The sequence below is a fragment of the Streptomyces sp. NPDC044061 genome (assembly GCF_056434305.1).
In genome coordinates this window covers 308770-327003 of record NZ_JBWKFL010000008.1, presented here as the reverse complement: position 1 = coordinate 327003, position 18234 = coordinate 308770, and the positions used below count along the sequence as shown (strand labels likewise).

The following is an 18234-nucleotide window of genomic DNA, read 5'->3' as shown; positions in this document are numbered from 1 at the left end:
GCACAGGGAGTTGCCGACTCGGGGTGGCCGGGGACGTGTGGGAATCCCGGATTCCGGGAACCTTCCCGTCGCCTGCGGCGTTTCCGTTACGTGCACAGTGACATCGCGGTGACAGGGTGTGGCGACGGGCGGGGTGCGGCTACGATGACCGGCACAAGGACGGGCGGCGAAAGGGAGTCGTCCCCTGGGGCGGCGCCCGGTGTACCGCCGGGGCGAGGAGGGCGGGCCATGGTGCAGAAGGCCAAGATCCTCCTGGTCGATGACCGGCCGGAGAATCTGCTGGCGCTGGAGGCCATCCTCTCGGCGCTCGATCAGACGCTGGTGCGGGCATCGTCCGGGGAGGAAGCGCTCAAGGCACTGCTCACGGACGATTTCGCGGTCATTCTGCTGGATGTCCAGATGCCGGGCATGGACGGATTCGAGACCGCCGCGCACATCAAGCGGCGCGAGCGGACCCGGGACATCCCGATCATCTTCCTGACCGCGATCAACCACGGCCCTCATCACACCTTCCGCGGTTACGCGGCGGGTGCGGTCGACTACATCTCCAAGCCGTTCGACCCGTGGGTGCTGCGCGCCAAGGTCTCGGTCTTCGTCGAGCTGTACATGAAGAACTGCCAGCTGCGGGAGCAGGCGGCGCTGCTGCGGCTCCAGTTGGAGGGCGGCGGCAAGAGCGCGGTCGGGGGCAAGGAGTCGGCGGGGCTGCTCGCCGAGCTGTCGGCGCGGCTCGCGGCCGTGGAGGAGCAGGCGGAGGCCCTGTCCAAGCAGCTGGACGACGAGTCGGCGGACGCGGCCGCGGTGGCCACGGCCGCCCATCTCGAACGCAAACTCACGGGGTTGCGCCGCGCCCTCGACGCCCTGGAGCCGGGCACGGGCGGCGGCGCTACGGTCTCGACGCAGAACTGAAGCCCGCCGGGAGGACAGTTGTCCATGAGCGTGCGTCAGTTCAGCGCCTCGACAAAGGCGACACGAACGGGTGAAGCAGTGGGCACACGTGTCCGCTGTCGTCTCCACCGGTAACCTCACACCCATGGCCCCACGTCCCTCCGCAGCCAAGAAGCCCGCGAAGAAGGCGGCCGCTCCCGCGAAGGCTCCGGCGCGGAAGGCCGCCGCGAAGAAGGCGCCCGCCAAGAAGGCTCCGGCGAAGAAGGCCGCGCCGCCCAAGCCGGCACCGAGCCCCACGGGGGGTGTGTACCGGCTGGTGCGCGCCCTCTGGCTCGGCCTGGCGCACGCCGTCGGCGCCGTCTTCCGGGGCATAGGGCAGGGCGCGAAGAACCTCGACCCGGCCCACCGCAAGGACGGCGTCGCCCTGCTGCTGTTCGGCGTCGCGCTGATCGTCGCCGCCGGCACCTGGGCCGATCTGCGCGGTCCGGTCGGCGACCTGGTGGAGATCCTGGTCACCGGCGCCTTCGGCCGGCTCGACCTGCTGGTCCCGATACTGCTCGCGGTGATCGCCGTACGGCTCATCAGGCACCCGGAGCAGCCGGAGGCCAACGGCCGGATCGTGATCGGCCTGTCCGCGCTCGTCATCGGCGTGCTCGGCCAGGTCCACATCGCCTGCGGCGCGCCCGCGCGCAGCGACGGCATGCAGGCCATAAGGGACGCCGGCGGCCTCATCGGCTGGGCGGCGGCGACCCCGCTGACGTACACCATGAGCGAGGTGCTCGCCGTACCGCTGCTGGTGCTGCTGACGATCTTCGGACTGCTGGTGGTGACCGCCACCCCCGTCAACGCCATCCCGCAGCGGCTGCGCGCTCTCGGCGTGCGCCTGGGCCTGCTGCCCGACCCGGAGGAGTACGCGGCCTCCGAGGACGACGAGCGGTACGACGAGCAGTGGCGCGAGGCGCTTCCCGCGCGCCCCCGCAGGCGCCGGAGCGACCCCCAGGCGTACGACCCCGAGAGCGCCGAGGAGGAGGCCCTCTCGCAGCGCCGTGGCCGCCCCAGGCGCTCCGCGGTGCCGCAGCCCGACCTGCAGCGGCAGATGGACGCCGTGGACGTCGCGGCGGCGGCCGCCGCCGCGCTCGACGGTGCCGTCCTGCACGGCATGCCGCCGTCCCCGCTCGTCGCCGACCTCACCCAGGGCGTGAGCGTCGGTGAGCGCGAGGACACCACACCGGTACCGGCACCTGCTCCGGCCCCGACGTCGGCACCGGTTCCGGCGCCGGCCTCCCGCCCCAAGCAGGAGAAGCTGACGGGCGGGAGCGTCCCGGACCTCACGAAGGCGGCCCCCGAGGCGCCTCGCGACCTGCCCGCGCGCGCGGAGCAGCTCCAGCTCTCCGGGGACGTCACCTACGCGCTGCCGTCGCTGGACCTCCTCACGCGCGGGGGGCCGGGGAAGGCGCGCAGCGCCGCCAACGACGCGGTCGTCGCCTCACTCACCCAGGTCTTCACCGAGTTCAAGGTCGACGCGGCCGTCACCGGCTTCACCCGTGGCCCGACGGTCACCCGCTACGAGGTCGAACTCGGCCCCGCCGTGAAGGTCGAGCGGATCACCGCGCTGACGAAGAACATCGCGTACGCGGTCGCCAGCCCCGACGTAAGGATCATCAGCCCCATCCCCGGCAAGTCCGCGGTCGGCATCGAGATCCCGAACACCGACCGGGAGATGGTCAACCTCGGCGACGTGCTGCGCCTCGCGGAGTCCGCCGAGGACGACGACCCGATGCTGGTGGCCTTCGGCAAGGACGTCGAGGGTGGGTACGTGATGCACTCGCTGGCGAAGATGCCGCACATGCTGGTCGCCGGCGCCACCGGCTCCGGCAAGTCGTCCTGCATCAACTGCCTGATCACCTCGGTCATGATGCGGGCGACCCCCGAGGACGTCCGGATGATCCTGGTCGACCCCAAGCGCGTCGAACTGACCGCTTACGAGGGCATTCCGCACCTGATCACGCCGATCATCACCAACCCCAAGCGGGCCGCCGAGGCCCTGCAGTGGGTCGTACGCGAGATGGACCTGCGCTACGACGACCTCGCGGCGTACGGCTACCGGCACATCGACGACTTCAACCGCGCGGTCCGCGAGGGCAAGGTCAAGCCGCCGGAGGGCAGCGAGCGGGAGCTGCAGCCGTACCCGTACCTGCTGGTGATCGTGGACGAGTTGGCCGACCTGATGATGGTCGCCCCGCGGGACGTCGAGGACTCGATCGTGCGCATCACGCAGCTCGCGCGCGCGGCCGGCATCCACCTGGTGCTCGCCACCCAGCGCCCGTCGGTCGACGTGGTCACCGGTCTCATCAAGGCCAACGTGCCCTCGCGGCTGGCGTTCGCCACCTCCTCGCTCGCCGACTCCCGGGTCATCCTCGACCAGCCCGGCGCCGAGAAGCTCATCGGCAAGGGCGACGGCCTGTTCCTGCCGATGGGAGCGAACAAGCCGACCCGTATGCAGGGCGCGTTCGTGACCGAGGAGGAGGTCGCGGTCGTCGTCCAGCACTGCAAGGACCAGATGGCGCCCGTCTTCCGGGACGACGTCACCGTGGGCACCAAGCAGAAGAAGGAGATCGACGAGGACATCGGCGACGACCTCGACCTGCTGTGCCAGGCGGCCGAGCTGGTGGTCTCCACCCAGTTCGGGTCGACGTCCATGCTCCAGCGCAAGCTGCGCGTCGGCTTCGCCAAGGCGGGGCGGCTGATGGACCTCATGGAGTCCCGGAACATCGTCGGCCCCAGTGAGGGTTCGAAGGCACGTGACGTTCTTGTGAAGCCTGACGAGCTGGACGGCGTGCTCGCGGTGATTCGCGGGGAGTCTGACGGGTAGGGAGCGCGCCATCCGGCGTGTCGGCTTACGCCGGGTGGCGGCATCGTCGTGATCCACCCGTTAGAGAGCGGCGAGCAACCGTTTCCCTTTGCCGTACGTCAAGTTGAGCGAAAGGACAGCTACAGACCCCATCCTGGGGTATGTGACTGTCCCGCCGTCGGGATGACCGGACCTTCCGATCGGCGTACAAGTCCCACCGCCCGGTTGCCCCACCCTTTCGCTCCCGCCCTAGACTGAACCTCCAGCACAGGTGGCTCAAACGCTCGAAAGGCGCCCCCGTGTCCATCGGCAACTCCCCTGAAGACGAGCGTCCGTTCCAAGACGTGTCCGAGGAAGCCCGTCCCTCCGTGGGCCGCGCCCTGCAGCAGGCGCGCATCGCGGCCGGGCTCACCGTCGGCGACGTCAGCAGTGCCACTCGTGTCCGTATCGCCATCGTGCACGCCATCGAGGCGGACGACTTCGCCCCCTGTGGCGGTGACGTGTACGCACGCGGGCACATCCGCACGCTGGCCAGGGCCGTACACCTCGACCCCGCACCGCTGATCGCGCAGTACGACGCCGAGCACGGCGGGCGGCCCGCGCCCACCCCCGCCGCGCCCCTGTTCGAGGCGGAACGTATCCGCCCCGAGCGCCGCGGGCCCAACTGGACCGCGGCCATGGTCGCCGCGATCGTCGCCGTCATCGGCTTCGTCGGGTTCACCGCGTTCAAGGGCGGCGACAGCGGAAACGACGCCAAGTCGCAGGTCGCCGAGGGCGCCACCAACACCCCCGCCAAGTCCGCCTCGCCCACCCCCAAGAAGGACAAGCCCGACCAGCCGACCTCGGAGGCGTCCGACAGCGCCATCGCGGCCGCGCCGCAGGACAAGGTCACCGTCCGGGTCAGCGCGGCCAACGGGCGCAGCTGGATCTCCGCCAAGGACCACAACGGCCGGATGCTCTTCGACGGGCTGCTGAAGCAGGGCGAGTCCAAGACCTTCCAGGACGGCTCCAAGATCAACCTGATCCTGGGCGACGCCGGCGCGATCCAGCTGTACGTCAACGGCAAGAAGATCGAGGACAACTTCCAGAAGGGCGCCGTGGAGCGCCTCACGTACACCAAGGGCGACCCCGAGGCCGGATGAGCGGCCCTTGGGGGAGCTGATGTGAAAGGGGTTGGCCAAGATCGGCCAACCCCTTCGACATGGGGTGTCTGACAGACAAAGTAGTCTTGAGCCCATGCCTGAACGCCGTACCGTCGCACTCGTCACTCTCGGCTGCGCCCGTAACGAGGTGGACTCGGAGGAGCTCGCAGGCCGTTTGGAGGCGGACGGCTGGCAGCTCGTCGAGGACGCCGCGGACGCCGATGTCGCCGTGGTCAACACCTGTGGTTTCGTCGAGGCCGCCAAGAAGGACTCCGTCGACGCCCTGCTCGAGGCCAACGACCTCAAGGACCAGGGCAGAACCCAGGCCGTCGTGGCGGTGGGCTGCATGGCCGAGCGGTACGGCAAGGAACTCGCCGAGGCGCTGCCCGAGGCCGACGGGGTGCTCGGCTTCGACGACTACGCTGACATCTCCGACCGTCTGCAGACCATCCTGTCCGGCGGCATCCACGCCTCCCACACCCCGCGCGACCGCCGCAAGCTGCTGCCGATCAGCCCGGCCGAGCGCCAGGACTCCGCCGCGTCCGTCGCGCTGCCCGGCCACGGCCCCGCCGACCTCCCGGAGGGGGTCGCGCCCGCCTCCGGCCCGCGCGCGCCCCTGCGCCGCCGTCTGGACGGCTCCGTGGTCGCCTCGGTCAAGCTCGCCTCCGGCTGCGACCGGCGCTGCTCCTTCTGCGCCATCCCGTCGTTCCGTGGCTCCTTCATCTCCCGCCGCCCGAGCGACGTGCTGAACGAGACCCGCTGGCTGGCCGAGCAGGGTGTGAAGGAGATCATGCTGGTCTCCGAGAACAACACCTCCTACGGCAAGGACCTGGGCGACATCCGCCTGCTGGAGTCCCTGCTGCCCGATCTGGCCGAGGTCGACGGCATCGAGCGGGTGCGCGTGAGCTACCTGCAGCCGGCCGAGATGCGCCCCGGCCTGATCGACGTGCTGACCTCCACCCCGAAGGTCGCCCCCTACTTCGACCTGTCCTTCCAGCACTCCGCGCCCGACGTGCTGCGCGCCATGCGCCGCTTCGGCGACACCGACCGGTTCCTCGAACTGCTGGACACCATCCGCTCCAAGGCCCCCGAGGCCGGCGTGCGCTCCAACTTCATCGTCGGCTTCCCCGGCGAGAGCGAGTCGGACCTGGCCGAACTGGAGCGCTTCCTGAACGGCGCCCGCCTGGACGCCATCGGTGTCTTCGGCTACTCCGACGAGGAGGGCACGGAGGCGGCGACGTACGACCACAAGCTCGACGAGGACGTCGTCGCCGAGCGCCTCGCCCACATCTCCCGGCTCGCCGAGGAACTCGTCTCCCAGCGGGCGGAGGAGCGCGCCGGTCAGAGCGTGCGCGTCCTCGTGGAGTCCGTGGACGAGGACGAGGGCGTGTACGGCCGTGCCGAGCACCAGGCGCCGGAGACGGACGGGCAGGTGCTGCTCACGAGCGGCGCGGGCCTGAGCGTCGGACGTATGGTCGAGGCGAAGGTGGTCGGTACGGAGGGTGTCGACCTGGTTGCCGAGCCGCTGGCGGGCTCGTTCGCGTGTAGTGAGGAGGCGGGCAGATGACCGGAGTCCCGGCATCCGCCGCGGGTGGCTCCTCCGGCGCGCAGAGCGCCCGGGGTTCCGCCGCCGCTGCCGACGGCGCTGCTCCCGAGGTCTCCGGTTCTGTCTCTGGTTCCGTCGGTCCCGCCGCCGACCTGGAGGGTGCGCGTTCCCCGCGCGGCGCGAAGCTGGCGGCCGCGGCCGTCAACCAGGCCAGTGTGTGGAATGTCGCCAATCTGCTGACGATGCTGCGGCTGCTGCTCGTGCCCGGCTTCGTGGCGCTGATGCTGGCGGGCGGGGGCTACGACCCGGCCTGGCGCTCGCTCGCCTGGGCGGCGTTCGCCATCGCCATGATCACCGACCTGTTCGACGGGCATCTGGCGCGCACGTACAACCTGGTCACCGACTTCGGGAAGATCGCCGACCCCATCGCCGACAAGGCGATCATGGGGGCGGCGCTCATCTGTCTGTCGGCCCTCGGCGATCTGCCGTGGTGGGTGACGGCCGTGATCCTCGGCCGGGAACTCGGCATCACGCTGCTGCGTTTTCTGGTCATTCGCTACGGCGTGATCCCCGCGAGCCGTGGCGGCAAGCTCAAGACGCTCACCCAGGGCGTGGCCGTCGGGATGTACGTCCTGGCACTGACGGGATGGCTGGCCACCGCGAGGTTCTGGGTGATGGCCGTCGCGGTCGTCCTGACGGTCGTGACCGGCCTCGACTACGTGAGACAGGCCGTTGTGCTGCGCCGGCGGGGAATCGCCGAGCGCGCGGCGGCGTTGGAGGAGAAGGACGCGTGAGTTCCCCGGCCACCGAACTGGTGCGACTACTGACCGTGAGGGGCGAGAGCCTCGCCGTCGCGGAGTCGCTCACCGGTGGTCTGGTCGCGGCGGAGATCACGGCGGTCCCCGGGGCGTCCAAGGTCTTCCGGGGTTCGGTCACCGCCTACGCCACCGAGCTGAAGCACGGGCTGCTGGCGGTCGACGCCACCCTCCTGGCGGAGCGGGGAGCGGTGGATCCGCAGGTCGCGGGTCAGATGGCGACCGGGGTGCGCAAGGCCCTGGGAGCCGACTGGGGCATCGCGACGACCGGTGTCGCGGGGCCCGATCCGCAGGACGGACAGCCCGTCGGAACGGTCTTCGTGGCCGTCGACGGGCCGCTCGCGCCCGGCTCCGGTTCTGCCAGTGGCGGAAAAGTCGAAGCCCTGCGGTTGAACGGCGACCGTGCGGAAATTCGTATGGAGAGTGTACGGAGCGTACTCGCACTGCTTCTGAGGGAGCTTGCGGGCGAACAGACTGGGAATGAGCGGGCACAGGATACGGAACGGAACGGGGGGTTTTGATGTTTGCAGCCCTGAGTGAACACGACATCGCTCCCCGCACGGCCGCGGCGCGAGGCGGTACGGTGGGGCGAGAAGGATGCGGCTACGCGGTCCGAGGAGGGAGCCACCGATGATTCTGCTCCGTCGCCTGCTTGGTGACGTGCTGCGTCGGCAGCGCCAACGCCAGGGCCGTACTCTGCGCGAAGTCTCCTCGTCCGCCCGAGTCTCACTCGGCTATCTCTCCGAGGTGGAGCGGGGGCAGAAGGAGGCTTCCTCCGAGCTGCTCTCCGCCATCTGCGACGCGCTGGACGTACGGATGTCGGAACTGATGCGAGAAGTGAGCGATGAGCTCGCGCTCGCCGAACTGGCCCAGTCCGCCCGGGCCACCGAGCCCGTGCCCACGCCGGTCCGTCCGATGCTGGGTTCCGTGTCGGTGACCGGTGTGCCACCGGAACGGGTGACCATCAAGGCGCCCGCGGAGGCAGTGGACGTGGTCGCCGCGTGACGTGCGCGTGCGCGGCTTAGCGACCCGATACGTGTGAAGCCCCGGCCGGGCTTGCCCAGGAAGACCTGGGGAAGCCCGGCCGGGGTTTCGCGTTGCCCGGGATTTCCCGTCTCCCACGTTCGAGTGATTCATGTCTCTTTACGTCCATTTGCCGGTATCTGGTGGGGCGGTCATGGTGGAGGGACGTGACGGCGCCGAACCACCGGAGGAACCGGATGTACGTCGTGAAGAGCCCGTTGCCCGACGCCGACCTGAAGACCGTCTCCGAGGCGCTGCAGGGCGCCCTGGTCGACCTGGTGGACCTCTCGCTGGTCGCCAAACAGGTCCACTGGAACGTCGTCGGACCCCGCTTCCGGTCCATCCACCTCCAGCTCGACGAGGTCGTCGACTCCGCGCGCACCCACTCCGACACCGTGGCCGAACGGGCCTCCGCGCTCGGCGTCCCGCCCGACGGACGCGCGGCCACCGTGTCCTCCGGCAGCGGCATCGGGACCACCCCGGCCGGCTGGATCAAGGACACGGACGCGGTCCGTGCGCTGGTGGACGCCCTCGGTGCGGTGATCACCCGGATGCGCGAGCGGGTGAACGCGACCGGCGCGGCGGACCCGGTGTCCCAGGACATCTTCATCGGGATCACGGCGGATCTCGAGAAGCATCACTGGATGTTCCAGGCGGAGAACGCGTAGGAGGCCGGCTCTCGGAACCGGTGCCCCCGGTGCCGGTTCGGGTGGCCTTGCGACAGTGAGCCCTCGGTGCGCCTCCCGCGCGGGTCTCGTGGCGTTCTGGCGTCCGGCTGGAGGTGGCGGCCATGGTGAGGCGGGTGGCGCGCTGGGGGGCTGTGCTCGGGCTGGGGGCGGTGTGGTGGTGGGCGGTGCTGCGGATAGCCCTGGAGGCGGGTTCCGGGGTGATCGAAGAGGCCCTCGTGCTCGGGGGTTGGGGCCTGAGTGTGCTCCCGGTGCACTGTGTGCCCAAGGGGCGGGCGGTCGGCGCCGTGGAAACGGGGCGGTGGACGGCCGCCTGGCGGACGGCGGACGTCACCAGGGCATCGCCACACCCCCGTTCGGGCGGAGAATCTGACCCGTCATGAACCCCGACGCGTCCGACGCCAGATACAGGACGGCGGACGCGACGTCGTCCGGCTCGCCGACCCGCCCCAGCGGGGACATCCGGGCCATCAGGGCCTCGGTGTGGGCCTGCGCGCCCCGGTCGTGGCGTTCGGTCATGGGAGTGCGGATCCAGCCCGGGGCGACCGCGTTGACCCGGATGCCGTGCCGGCCGACCTCGGTGGCCAGTGTCTTCGTCAACTGCACCACGGCCGCCTTGGCCGCGCCGTAGCAGAGCAGCCCCGGACCGCCGGTGTCGACCGCGCCGGAGGCCATGGTGACGATGCTGCCCCGGGTGTCGTGGGCGAGCATCGACCGGGCCGCCTCCTGGCAGGCGTACAGCACGCCCTTGAAGTTGACGTTCAGCACCCGGTCCAGGTCCTCGTCCCTGGTGTCGAGGACGGGACTGCTGTGCATGATCCCGGCGATCGCCGCCATCACGTCCAGGTGCCCGCAGGAGCGGACGGCCTCGGCGAGAGCCGTCCGGTCGGTGACGTCGAGGACGTGGGTACGGGCCGTGCCGCCACGGTCCTCGATCAGCTTGGCCGTGCCGTGCAGGCCGTCCGGATCCCGGTCGGCGCAGTGCACGGTGGCTCCCGCCTCGGCGAGCAGCACGGCGGAGGCCCGCCCGATGCCGCCGGCGGCTCCGGTGACGAACGCGGTGCGTCCGGTGAGGTCGTACGCCTTGAGGGGCATACACGGACCGTACGAGCGAATCTGACGGATCGTCAATTAGTTGGACGGGGACGGCCGGCGGGGATACCGCTCACGCCATCTCTGCGCCTCTCCGGGCGCGGGCGCGGGACCCGGCTGGCAGGCCGGGCACCAGTAGGTGGGCCGCTCCTGCGATCCATCGCCCTGGTCGGCCACGCGGACCCGGGTGCCGCAGCGCAGGCAGGGGCGGGGTGCGCGGCCGTACACGAACAGGTCCTGCCGGGGCAGGCCCGTGGTCTGGCGGACCGGACGGTCGCGGTTGGCCTCCAGGAGCTTCTTGGCGAGGGCGGGCAGCTTGGCGGCGCGGTCCGCGGGCAGGGCTCCGACGGGCAGCCAGGGGGTCACGCCGAGCAGGAAGCACAGCTCGCTCTTGTAGACGTTGCCGATCCCGGCGAGATTGCGCTGGTCCAGCAGGGCCTCGCCGAGGGCGCGGGCGGGGTCCGCGAGCAGGTTGGCGAGGGCGCGCTCGGGGCCCCAGTCCGGGCCGAGCAGATCGGGGCCGAGGTGGCCGACGACGCGCTCCTCCTCGCCGGTGCGCAGGAACTCCAGCACCTGGAGGCGGTAGCCGACGGCCGTGCGATCGGTGGTGCCTAGGATCGCGCGGATCTGGTGGGCCGGGCCGCCCCGCCAGCGCTCGCCCGCGCCGAACACCTTCCAGGAGCCCTCCATGCGCAGATGGGTGTGCAGGGTCAGGTCGCCCTCGAAGCGGGTGAGCAGGTGTTTGCCGCGGGGGATCGTGCTCAGGACCGCACGGCCCGTGAGGTCGACCGTCGCGTACTTCGGCACCCGGAAGTCGCTGCGGGTCAGCACCTTGCCCGCGAGGGCCTCGTGCAGCCGCCGCGCGGCCTGCCAGACCGTGTCACCTTCAGGCATGCGTCAAGGGTGCCACGGTGGGCTGAGCCACGGCGGTCCGCGCCAGAAGGCGCCGTGATCATGCCCTGAGCCGCAGGCCGCGCGGAGTCGCGATGAATCCCGCCGCCTCCAGAAGGGCGCCCATGGGGGAGGTCAGGGACTGGGTGCCGTTGACCCGCTCCACCGTGACCGTGCCGAGGGAACCGGCGCGGGCGGCCGCTGCCAGGGCCTCCGCGGCCATCCGCAGCCGCGGGTCGTCGCCGGCCTCGGCGTCCGGGGCGGAGGGCCAGGCCAGCAGCGTCTTGCCGCCGCGCTCCATGTACAGCGTCAGCTCGCCCTCCACCAGCACGACCAGCGAGCCCGCCTTGCGGCCCGGCTTGTGCCCGGCCCCGGTCGGCGGCTCGGGCCAGGGGAGGGCCGCGCCGTAGGCGTTGGCGGGATCGGCCGCGGCCAGGACCACGGCGCGGGGATCGGGTGACGACGAGCGCGTACGGCGGTCGCCGAAGCCGCGGGCCGCCGGTGAGCCGTACGGAGAGGCGGAGCCGCCGCCCCGGGGGCCGCCGTAGCCGGGGGAGTCGAAGGTGCCGGCGGCCGGAGCCAGGTCTCGGGGCGAGACGTAGTCGCTCGCGTGCTGCTTCGCCGGCCGGCCGAAGTCGCCGGAGGCCGCCGGGTGGTCCTCGGGCGGCCAGGCGAAGTCTCCGTCGAGGCCCGGGTGGCCGAAGCCGCCGTCGGCCTGGTCGAAGACGTTCGGGGTCGCGTGCCCGCCGTCGGGGAAGGGCGGGGGGTTTCCGCCGCCCAAGCCGGAGGCCGGGGCGGGCAGGCCCTCGCCCCGGTCGCGGGCGTTGGACACCGCGCGGAGGCGGTCGACCGCGCCGTCCATCGCGAACTGGGCGGCGCCCAGACCCTCGACCACGTAACCGCGCCGCGCCTGGCCGCTGTCCTCGAAGGCGGACAGCACGCGGTACACCGCGGAGAAGCCGCCCTCGACGCCCTCCGCGGCTACGGCACCCCGGGTGACCACGCCGTGCCGGTCGAGGAGAGTGCGCGCCAGCGCGTGCGCGCGCACGGTGGCGTCCGGTTCGGCCGCGGGCAGCAGGGACCAGCGGCCGGCCACCGTGGGCGGGCCGGTGCGGGAGACGGCGCGTGCCGCGGCGGTCAGGGAGCCGTAACGGCCGCGCGGGACGGTGCGCTTGGCGCGATGGGCCGTCGAACCCGCCGTGCGGCCGGAGCCCAGCAGGGAGCGCATCGGGGCGAGGGTGTCGTTGGTGAGCCGCCCCGACCACGCCAGGTCCCAGAGGGCGTCGGCCAGTTGGGGGTCGGTGGCGTCGGGGTGGGTGGTGGCGCGGACCTGGTCGGCGATCTGCCGGAAGAACAGGCCGTAACCGCCGGAGAGGGTGTCCAGGACGGACTGGTGGAGCGCGGTCAGCTCCAGGGGGTGCGCGGGCGGCAGGAGCAGCGGGGCCGCGTCCGCCAGGTACAGGGAGACCCAGCCGTCCTTGCCGGGCAGGGCGCCCGCTCCGGCCCACACAACGTCGCCGGCTGCGGTGAGTTCGTCGAGCATCGAGGGCGTGTAGTTCGCCACCCGGGAGGGCAGGACCAGCTTCTCCAGCGCCGAGGCGGGTACCGAGGCACCCTGCAACTGCTCGACGGCGCGCACCAGCCCGTCGATGCCGCGCAGTCCGTGCCCCGACCCGATGTGCTGCCACTGCGGCAGGAACTGTGCCAGCGCGGCCGGTGGCACCGGCTCCAGCTCGTGCCGCAGGGCGGCCAGGGAACGGCGGCGCAGCCGGCGCAGCACGGCCGTGTCGCACCACTCCTGGCCGATGCCGGCCGGGTGGAACTCGCCCTGTACGACACGGCCGTTCGCGGCCAGCCGCCGCAGGGCGCCCTCGGTGACCGCCACGCCCAGGCCGAAGCGGGCCGCCGCGGTGGCCGACGTGAAGGGGCCGTGGGTGCGGGCGTGGCGCGCGAGGAGGTCGCCGAGCGGGTCCTTCACCGGCTCGGTGAAGGCCTCGGGGACGCCGACGGGGAGCGCCGTGCCGAGCGCGTCGCGCAGGCGGCCCGCGTCCTCGACGGCCGCCCAGTGGTCGGCACCGGCGATGCGGACCCGGATGGCCCGGCGGGCGCCGGCCAGCTCCCGCGCCCACTGCCGGTCGGCGCCCCGCTCGGTCAGCTCGGCCTCGGTCAGCGGGCCGAGCAGCCGCAGCACGTCGGCCACGCCCTCCACGTCCTTGACCCGGCGGTCCTCCGTCAGCCGCTGGAGTTCGCGCTCCAGCTCGGTCAGCACCTCCGCGTCGAGCAGCTCGCGCAGCTCCGCCTGGCCCAGCAGCTCGGCCAGCAGCCGCGAGTCCAGGGACAGTGCCGCGGCGCGGCGCTCGGCGAGCGGGGAGTCGCCCTCGTACAGGAACTGGGCGACGTACCCGAACAGCAGGGAGCGGGCGAAGGGCGACGGCTCGGGGGTGGTGACCTCGACCAGGCGGACCTTGCGGGCCTCGATGTCGCCCATCAGCTCCACGAGGCCGGGAACGTCGAAGACGTCCTGGAGGCACTCGCGGACCGCCTCCAGGACGATCGGGAACGAGCCGAACTCGCTGGCCACCTGTAGCAGTTGGGCAGCCCGCTGGCGCTGCTGCCACAAAGGGGTGCGCTTCCCGGGGTTGCGGCGCGGCAGCAGCAGCGCGCGGGCGGCGCATTCACGGAACCGGGAGGCGAACAGGGCGGAGCTGCCCACCTGGTCGGTGACGATCTGGTCGACCTCGCCCTTGTCGAAGGTGACGTCCCCCGCGCCCACCGGCGCCTGCTCGCTGTCGTACTCCGTGCCGGCCCTCACGGGCTCCTGGTCGAGCAGGTCCAGGCCCATCAGGTCGGCGTCCGGCAGGCGCAGCACGATGCCGTCGTCGGCGTGCATGACCTGCGCGTCCATGCCGTACCGCTCGGAGAGGCGGGCACCGAGCGCGAGGGCCCAGGGGGCGTGCACCTGGGCGCCGAAGGGGGAGTGGACGACGACCCGCCAGTCGCCCAGCTCGTCGCGGAAGCGCTCGACCACGATCGTGCGGTCGTCCGGGACATGGCCACAGGCCTCACGCTGCTCGTCCAGGTAGGACAGCACGTTGTCCACGGCCCACGCGTCCAGGCCGGCGGCGAGCAGGCGCAGCCGGGCGTCGTCCTTGGGCAGCGAGCCCACCTCGCGCAGGAACGCGCCCACCGCGCGCCCCAGTTCCAGCGGGCGGCCCAGCTGGTCGCCCTTCCAGAAGGGCAGTCGGCCGGGCACGCCGGGCGCGGGGGAGACCAGGACCCGGTCGCGCGTGATGTCCTCGATGCGCCAGGAACTCGTGCCCAGTGTGAAGACGTCCCCGACCCGGGACTCGTACACCATCTCCTCGTCCAGCTCACCGACCCGGCCGCCACCCTTCTTGGGGTCGGAACCGGCGAGGAACACCCCGAAGAGGCCCCGGTCGGGGATCGTGCCGCCGGAGGTGACGGCGAGGCGCTGGGCTCCCGGGCGGCCGGTGATCGCGCCGGTCACGCGGTCCCACACCACGCGAGGGCGCAGCTCGGCGAACGCGTCGGACGGGTAACGGCCCGCGAGCATGTCCAGGGTCGCAGTGAACGCCGACTCGGGCAGTGAGGCGAAGGGAGCCGCGCGGCGAACGGCGGCGAGCAGGTCGTCGAACTGCCAGGTGTCCAGCGCGGTCATGGCCACGAGCTGCTGGGCGAGCACGTCCAGCGGGTTCGCGGGGACCTTCAGGGACTCGATGGCGCCCGAGCGCATCCGCTCGGTGACCACGGCCGCCTGGACCAGGTCGCCCCGGTACTTGGGGAACACCACGCCCGTGGAGACGGCGCCCACCTGGTGTCCCGCGCGGCCGACGCGCTGGAGTCCGGACGCCACCGAGGGCGGGGACTCGACCTGCACGACGAGGTCGACGGCGCCCATGTCGATGCCCAGCTCCAGGCTGGACGTCGCGACCACCGCGGGCAGCCGGCCCGCCTTGAGGTCCTCCTCCACGAGCGCGCGCTGCTCCTTGGAGACCGAGCCGTGATGCGCGCGGGCGATCACCTGGGGCGCGCCCTGGGCCGCGCCCGAGCCGCCCATCAGCTCGGCCGGTGAATGGTGTTCGTCCAGGGTCTCGCCGGTCGCCCGCTCGTAGGCGATCTCGTTGAGCCGGTTGCACAGCCGCTCCGCCAGGCGACGCGAGTTCGCGAACACGATCGTGGAACGGTGGGCCTGGACCAGGTCGGTGATCCGCTCCTCCACATGGGGCCAGATCGACGGCCGCTCCGCCCCCTCGTTGCCGTCGGCCGCGGGGGAGCCGCCCAGCTCGCCCATGTCCTCGACCGGGACGACGACGGAGAGGTCGAACTCCTTGCCGGACTCCGGCTGGACGATCTCCACCTTGCGGCGCGGCGAGAGATACCTGGCCACCTCGTCCACGGGGCGCACGGTCGCCGACAGGCCGATCCTGCGGGCCGGCCGAGGCAGCAGCTCGTCCAGGCGCTCCAGGGACAGCGCCAGGTGCGCGCCGCGCTTCGTGCCCGCGACCGCGTGCACCTCGTCCAGGATCACCGTCTCCACGCCCGTCAGCGCGTCGCGGGTGGCCGACGTCAGCATCAGGAACAGCGACTCGGGGGTGGTGATCAGGATGTCCGGCGGACGCGTGGACAGGGCGCGCCGCTCGGCGGCCGGAGTGTCCCCGGAGCGGATGCCCACCTTGACCTCGGGCTCGGGCAGGCACAGGCGCACGGACTCGTGGCGGATGCCGGTGAGGGGGCTGCGGAGGTTCCGCTCCACGTCGACCGCGAGGGCCTTCAGCGGGGAGACGTACAGCACCCGGCAGCGCTTCTTCGGGTCGGCAGGGGGAGGGGTCGAGGCCAGCTGGTCCAGGGCGGCGAGGAACGCGGCCAGCGTCTTGCCGGACCCGGTGGGGGCGACCACCAGCACGTCCGAGCCCTCCCGGATGGCCTGCCACGCGCCCGCCTGGGCCGCGGTGGGCGCGGAGAACGCCCCCGTGAACCAGCCGCGGGTCGCGGGCGAGAAGCCGTCGAGGGCTCGGTGTGCGGAGCTGACCATGCCTCCAATCCTGCACCCGGCCACTGACAATGGGGGTGACCTGCGGAAACAGGAGGGCGCGGGTGTGTGGGGAGCCGGGACTCGCCGGAGCGGCGTCGCGGAGGTCTCGGTAGCTGGTGGTGCCGGCCGCGGACCGCGGCGGCGGGTGGGACCGGCGGGGAGCCGTGGGCGCGATGGCGGCTGACGCTGCCGGGGACTGCTGGGGACTGGCCGGTGGGGCGGGCGGAGTCCGGGCCTCCGTACCTGTGGCCGTGTGCGGAATGCGCGTCGCGGAGAATGGATGTGTGGCGGGTTCAGTCGAGCGGGCACGGCACTGGCGGTACGAGGAGCTGCCCGGTGTCGACCTGCTGCGTGCCCGGTACATCCACAAGACCTTCGTCCGGCACACCCACCAGAACTTCGTGATTGCGGCCATCGCCGACGGCGTCGAGGTCTTCCAGCACCGTGGCTCGGACGTGTCGGCCGGTGCGGGAGCCCTCGCGCTGGTCAATCCGGACACCCCGCACACCGGCCGGGCGGGCGTGCCCGAGGGCTGGCGCTACGGCGCGGTCTATCCCTCGCCCGAGCTGGTGGCCGAGATCGCGGCCGAGACCACCAGCATCCGCGGAACGCCCGGCTTCGTCAGCCCCGTCCTCGACGACCCGTACACCGTCCGCCTGGTCCACCAGGTGCTCCGCGCCGCCGAGGAGGGCAACGCGCTGGCCGCCGACACCCTGCTGCGCGTGGCAGTGACCAGGCTGCTCAGGCTCAACGGCGGGCCGCTGCCGCAGCGGCCGACGCGGACGGCGGGAGCGCGGATCGCGGCACGCGCGCGTGCCGTGCTGGAGGAGCGGATCGCCGGGCCGCCGACCCTGGAGCGCCTCGCCACGGACCTGGGAACCAGCCCGTTCGCCCTGCTGCGGGCCTTCCGCGACGCGTACGGGATGCCGCCGCACACCTGGCTGACCGACGCCCGGGTCCGGCGCGCGCGGCTGCTGCTGGACACGGGGACGGCACCCGCCGAGGCGGCCCTCGCCGTCGGCTTCACCGACCAGCCGCACCTCAACCGGCACTTCACCCGGATCGTCGGCGTACCTCCGGGCGCCTACCAACGGGAGCGCAAGAACGTACAAGACCCGGACTGACGTCCGCCCGTACCGTCCGGGGCGTGGCACAACAGACAGCACTCGCGGACATGACCGCCGACGGCACGCACAAACCGGACGCCGCGGTCGTACGGGACGCCCTGGGCGTCGGCGTCGCGGTCGGGCTCTCCGGATTCGCCTTCGGGGTCACCTCGGCCGGCAGCGGACTCGGGCTCCTCCAGACCTGCGCGCTCAGCCTCCTGGTGTTCACCGGCGCCTCCCAGTTCGCCCTCGTGGGCGCGCTCGCCGCCGGCGGCAACCCGTTCACGGCCGCCGCCGGCGCCTTCTTCCTGGGCGTGCGCAACGCCTTCTACGGGCTGCGCCTGTCGCAGTTGCTGGCTCTCCCGCGCGCGGTGCGGCCGCTGGCCGCGCAGTGGGTGATCGACGAGACCACGGCGGTGACCCTGGCCCAGCCGACCCGGCGGGCCGCGCGGATCGGCTTCACCGTGACCGGGCTCAGCCTGTACCTGCTGTGGAACCTCACCACGCTGCTCGGCGCGCTGGGCGCGAAGGCCATCGGGGACACGGACGCATGGGGTCTGGACGCGGCCGGTCCCGCCGTCTTCCTGGCCCTGCTCGCCCCGATGCTCAAGACGCCCACCGAACGCGCGGTCGCGGGCCTCGCGATCCTGCTGGGCCTCGGCCTGCTGCCCGTCCTGCCGGCCGGCGTACCGGTCCTCGTGGCGGCACTGGCGGCGCCGGCCGCGCTGTTCGTCGAGGGCCGGCGCGGCCGTCGTACCGGACGGCAGGAAACGGACCTGCCGGGCATACAGGGCGGAGCGGACGGATCGGAGAAGGCTCGATGAACACCTGGATCGCGATCGGCGCGACCGCACTCGGCTGCTACGCCGTCAAGCTCGCCGGACTGCTCGTGCCCGCCGGTGCCGTGGAGCGGCCGCTGGTACGGCGGCTCGCCGCCCTGCTGCCCGTCGCCCTCCTCGCCGCGCTCACCGCCCAGCAGACGTTCGCCGACGGGCACGCGCTCGTGCTGGACGCCAGGGCCGCGGGGCTCGGCGCGGCCGCCGTGGCCCTGGCGCTGCGCGCACCGTTCCTGCTGGTCGTCGCGGCGGCCGTGGTGGTGACGGCGGGAGTGCGGGCGATCGGCGGGTGACCACGGCCGCTCGGC

Annotated in this window: 14 protein-coding genes; 11 read left to right on the top strand and 3 right to left on the bottom strand. The window is 72.4% G+C overall.

Annotated features, from left to right (window positions below; translation table 11 throughout):
* The first annotated feature begins 228 nt into the window (after nucleotides 1–228).
* The 8 genes from AC07CM_RS16055 (at nucleotide 229) to AC07CM_RS16020 (ending at nucleotide 8930) form a co-directional block, all read left to right on the top strand.
* Entirely contained in the window at nucleotides 229–906 is a 678-nt protein-coding gene (locus AC07CM_RS16055) for a response regulator (protein WP_478876998.1), read from the top strand.
* A 124-nt stretch (nucleotides 907–1030) separates the two neighbouring features.
* Entirely contained in the window at nucleotides 1031–3757 is a 2727-nt protein-coding gene (locus AC07CM_RS16050; RefSeq protein ID WP_478876997.1) for a DNA translocase FtsK, read from the top strand.
* Nucleotides 3758–4035: 278 nt separating this feature from the next.
* Nucleotides 4036–4878, top strand: coding sequence for a helix-turn-helix domain-containing protein (locus AC07CM_RS16045; RefSeq protein ID WP_478876996.1), 843 nt, complete (start codon nucleotides 4036–4038; stop codon nucleotides 4876–4878).
* A gap of 94 nt (nucleotides 4879–4972) precedes the next feature.
* The gene (gene rimO / locus AC07CM_RS16040) at nucleotides 4973–6445 is read left to right on the top strand and encodes a 30S ribosomal protein S12 methylthiotransferase RimO (protein WP_478876995.1); all 1473 of its coding nucleotides are present in this window, start codon (nucleotides 4973–4975) and stop codon (nucleotides 6443–6445) included.
* Complete coding sequence (gene pgsA, locus AC07CM_RS16035; protein WP_478876994.1) at nucleotides 6442–7218, top strand: CDP-diacylglycerol--glycerol-3-phosphate 3-phosphatidyltransferase; 777 nt, start codon at nucleotides 6442–6444, stop codon at nucleotides 7216–7218. The genes rimO and pgsA overlap by 4 nt, the downstream gene beginning before the upstream one ends.
* Complete coding sequence (locus tag AC07CM_RS16030) at nucleotides 7215–7760, top strand: CinA family protein (protein WP_478876993.1); 546 nt, start codon at nucleotides 7215–7217, stop codon at nucleotides 7758–7760. The genes pgsA and AC07CM_RS16030 overlap by 4 nt, the downstream gene beginning before the upstream one ends.
* Nucleotides 7761–7869: 109 nt before the next feature.
* A complete protein-coding gene (locus AC07CM_RS16025; RefSeq protein ID WP_030655977.1) occupies nucleotides 7870–8244 on the top strand; it encodes a helix-turn-helix domain-containing protein in 375 nt (124 codons plus the stop codon).
* 215 nt (nucleotides 8245–8459) lie between these two features.
* Nucleotides 8460–8930: a Dps family protein gene (locus AC07CM_RS16020; RefSeq protein WP_478877005.1), complete on the top strand. Its 471-nt coding sequence runs from the start codon at nucleotides 8460–8462 to the stop codon at nucleotides 8928–8930.
* 348 nt (nucleotides 8931–9278) lie between these two features.
* Here AC07CM_RS16020 and AC07CM_RS16015 read toward each other — a convergent pair whose 3' ends face one another.
* The 3 genes from AC07CM_RS16015 to AC07CM_RS16005 are packed head-to-tail and all read right to left on the bottom strand — an operon-like array spanning nucleotide 9279 to nucleotide 15984.
* Nucleotides 9279–10043 (bottom strand): SDR family NAD(P)-dependent oxidoreductase, encoded by a 765-nt coding sequence (locus tag AC07CM_RS16015; RefSeq protein WP_478876992.1) that lies wholly within the window; start codon nucleotides 10041–10043, stop codon nucleotides 9279–9281.
* A gap of 36 nt (nucleotides 10044–10079) precedes the next feature.
* On the bottom strand, nucleotides 10080–10934 hold the full coding sequence (locus tag AC07CM_RS16010; protein WP_478876991.1) for an Fpg/Nei family DNA glycosylase: 855 nt from the start codon (nucleotides 10932–10934) through the stop codon (nucleotides 10080–10082).
* A gap of 58 nt (nucleotides 10935–10992) precedes the next feature.
* A complete protein-coding gene (locus AC07CM_RS16005) occupies nucleotides 10993–15984 on the bottom strand; it encodes an ATP-dependent helicase (protein ID WP_478876990.1) in 4992 nt (1663 codons plus the stop codon).
* A 284-nt stretch (nucleotides 15985–16268) separates the two neighbouring features.
* Here AC07CM_RS16005 and AC07CM_RS16000 point away from each other — a divergent pair, with 284 nt between their 5' ends.
* From AC07CM_RS16000 to AC07CM_RS15990, 3 genes are read left to right on the top strand one after another with little or no spacing between them, the layout of a single operon-like run.
* Nucleotides 16269–17108, top strand: a complete 840-nt coding sequence (locus AC07CM_RS16000) for an AraC family transcriptional regulator (RefSeq protein ID WP_478876989.1) — start codon at nucleotides 16269–16271, stop codon at nucleotides 17106–17108.
* Nucleotides 17109–17131: 23 nt separating this feature from the next.
* Nucleotides 17132–17914, top strand: coding sequence for an AzlC family ABC transporter permease (locus AC07CM_RS15995; RefSeq protein ID WP_478876988.1), 783 nt, complete (start codon nucleotides 17132–17134; stop codon nucleotides 17912–17914).
* Entirely contained in the window at nucleotides 17911–18219 is a 309-nt protein-coding gene (locus AC07CM_RS15990) for an AzlD domain-containing protein (protein ID WP_478876987.1), read from the top strand. The genes AC07CM_RS15995 and AC07CM_RS15990 overlap by 4 nt, the downstream gene beginning before the upstream one ends.
* The last annotated feature ends 15 nt before the right edge of the window (nucleotides 18220–18234 follow it).